2 protein-coding genes are annotated in these 1,237 nt (G+C 66.4%); both read right to left on the bottom strand.

Annotated elements, in window-relative coordinates:
- Window positions 1-866: CsgG/HfaB family protein (locus tag FOY91_RS21335; protein ID WP_275266056.1), on the bottom strand; the 866-nt coding region annotated here is incomplete at its 3' end.
- A 3-nt stretch (window positions 867-869) separates the two neighbouring features.
- On the bottom strand, window positions 870-1,237 hold a 368-nt coding region (locus tag FOY91_RS21330; protein ID WP_238995839.1), incomplete at its 5' end, for a curli assembly protein CsgF.

Here is a 1,237-nt window from a genome sequence, read left to right as displayed (position 1 = left end):
TCGTCGCGGTATTTGAGCAGGAAGGGCGCGCCCGCCGCGCTGTCGGCGAAATCCCACAGCTTGAGCTCCACGCCCTCCATCACGAGGCCGTACACCGCCTTCTCGATCGCCTGCTGCAGGGCGATGGTGCCCGGCTCGTTGGTGGTCACGCCGCCCTCGGCCTCAAGCAGCTCCTTGAACGCCACGTAGCGGAAGGCGCTGGCGCTGATCCCGTAGGAGGCGATCGTCTTGGAGGTGGTGACGCTGGTCAGCACCTCGCCGGTGCGCACCGAGACCGCGCGCAGATAGACGGTGGCGGTATGCTGCTGATATTCGGTGTGCGCGCCGATCCCGAGGAAGCTGGCGCCCACCCCGCCGGTCAGCGTGTTGGTGTCATAGCCGATGATCCCGCCTTCCAGCAGCACCCCGGCGAACAGCAGCGCCGGCAGCGCCTGCGGGTTGACGTTCGTCTCGCCCAGATAGCGCTCGCGCATCTCGCGGATGATCTGGCGCTCGTTGAGCAGGTTACGCAGCTGCTCGCGCTCGACGATGGTGAACCACTGGCGGTTGCCCGCATCCTGCAGCGACTTGACCAGGATCGAGCCGGCCCCTTGCGTCACCGCGCGCGACAGCGTCTGCGTGGTCTCGGAAGGCTTGAACTGGCCGGTCTGGTCGGAAAAGCCGTACACCGCCACCGCGATCGGCTTGCCCGGCGGCGGGATCAGGTTCAGCGCCAGCTGGATGTCGGTCTTCTTCGGGTAGACCGGCTGCGTCGTGGTCGACGGCAGGCCCCGGGTATAGGCGCAGCCGCCCAGCGACAGGATCGCCAGCGCCGCCGCCATGCGCTTCGCCAGCGCGCCGAACGGTGATGAATTGCCCCCGCGCATCGCTCAGTTGACCTTCACGAAGGTCGGGATCTCGATGTTGGTGACTTCGCCGCTGGTGTTGTTGGTGATCGCCAGCTGGACCGATTCCAGCGACCGCACGAAGCTGATCGTCTGCCCGCCGAAGGTGATGGTGCCGCGTTCCTGCGGGTTGGCGCCGAAGATCGCATCGGTGATCTGCGACGACAGCGCCGAGAGCAGGCGCGACTGCAACTGGCGGGCGAACAGATCGGCATCCGACGTCGTCGCCGTCGAGGCGGGATCCTTATAGTCGTTCTGCGCATTGGCGATGCCCAGCAGATGCGACGAATTGAACGGATTGCCACCGAACGACGGATTGACCGGCTGATACACGATCTCCGCCAGCGCGGGCG

The sequence above is a fragment of the Alterirhizorhabdus solaris genome, assembly GCF_007785815.1.
Lineage (GTDB): Bacteria > Pseudomonadota > Alphaproteobacteria > Sphingomonadales > Sphingomonadaceae > Alterirhizorhabdus > Alterirhizorhabdus solaris.
This window is presented reverse-complemented; position numbering and strand designations above follow the sequence as displayed.